A 1,726-nucleotide genomic window follows, 5' to 3' on the forward strand; every position below is an offset into this window, starting at 1 on the left:
CGGGGTCGCCAGGCGTGTCCGCCGCCGGTGTCGACGCCTCTTCGTCGTCCCTCGCCAACTGCGCGCTCAACCCCGCCAGCGTAGGATGCTCGAACAACAACTGCGGTGTCACCGCCAGACCCGCCTGACGCGCACGCGCCACCACCTGAAGACTCAGAATCGAGTCACCGCCCAAGGCAAAAAAGTTCTCGTGCGCGCCAATCGCATCGCGGCCGAGCAGCGTCTGCCACAGCGTCCGCAGCACCGGATCCACCGCCGCCTCAGCTGCGGCAGCTTCACCACCGGCATTGGTATCCGCCTGTTCCAGCAGCGCCGCCAACGCTTGCCGATCCAGCTTGCCGTTCCCCAGCCGCGGCATCTCCGCCACCTGACACCAATGGCTCGGGCACAGCGCCTCCGGCAACCGCTGCGCCAGTGCCGCCTCCACCCCATCGAGCCGGCCCTGCACGCACGCCGCCAGTTGCAAGCCGCCCCCCGGGCCCGGCACCGCCAGCACCGCCGCCACTTCCACCCCAGGCAGTTGGCCAAGCACCTGCTCGACCTCCCCCAGCTCGACCCGGTGGCCACGGATCTTGACCTGGTGGTCGGTGCGGCCCAGGTACACCAACCGTCCCTCCCCATCCCGACGCGCACGGTCGCCGCTGCGATACAGCCGGCCAGCCGGCGCGAACGGATGCGTCACGAACCGCTCGGCCGTCTGTTCCGGCCGCTTCCAGTACCCCGTTGCCAGGTTGCCACCCCCCAGGTACAGCTCGCCCGCCACGCCGGTCGGCACCGGCAAGCCGAAGCGATCCAGCACCAGCGCCTCGTTGCCGGCCAGTGGCGTGCCCACCGGTACGGCGCGTTCGCTCGGCCAATCACTCGGCACTTCCTGCGTCAGGATCCCGACCGTAGTCTCGGTCGGGCCGTAATGGTTGATCACGCGCAACCCCGGCACGAGTTCGCGCACCTGCGCCACCAGCGCGCCGCTCAACGCTTCGCCGCCGGTGACCAGACAGCGGCGCGGCAGCACCGCCGCGCCCGCGCCGGCGGCCAGCAGCCCGGCCAGATGCGAGGGCACGATCTTCAGGCAGTCCACCGGGTACCGGGCCAAGTGCGCGGCCAGGGCCTGGGCGTCGAAGGCCAGTTCCGCCGGCAGCAGACGTACCGCGCGGCCACTGAGCAGCGCACCGAATAGCGCGGTGAAGCCTAAATCCGCGGCAACGCTCGACAAGGTCGCCAGCACCGCCTGATCTGGCAGTGCCAGCACCGGCAGCACGCCGGCCACGTAATGAGCCAGATTGCCGTGGCTCACCACGACCCCCTTGGGCGTGCCGGTGGAGCCGGAGGTGTAGATGAGGTAAGCCGGGGTATCGGCGGTCACCGCCACCGGGGCCAAACCGGCCTCGACCTCGGGCACGGCGTCCACGTCGATCCAGGTCGCGTCTTCGGGCAACCAGGCCGGGGCGGCACCCTGCCCGATCACCAGCCGCGCCGCGCTGTCGGCCAGCACCGCCTGCTTGCGCGCCGGCGGATGGGCCGGGTCCAACGGCAACCAGGCCGCGCCACGGTGCCAGACGGCGGCCATCGCCGCGAGTTGGGCGAAGCTACGCGGCAGGCACAACGCGACGTGCGCACCGGCGACCACGCCGGCCCGATCCAGCACCGCCGCGAGCGATGCCGCGGCGGCGTGCAGCTCGCCATAGGTGGATGCGCGATCGCCTTCCAGTACTGCGAGCGCGTCCGC

General features: G+C 71.4%; 1 protein-coding gene. It reads right to left on the bottom strand.

Features of this window, described 5'->3' with window-relative positions; translation table 11 throughout:
- On the bottom strand, positions 1-1,726 hold a 1,726-nt coding region (locus tag EBB59_RS13210; RefSeq protein WP_122102589.1), incomplete at both ends, for a non-ribosomal peptide synthetase.

Source organism: Solilutibacter pythonis, assembly GCF_003697345.1.
Taxonomy (GTDB): Bacteria; Pseudomonadota; Gammaproteobacteria; order Xanthomonadales; family Xanthomonadaceae; genus Solilutibacter; species Solilutibacter pythonis.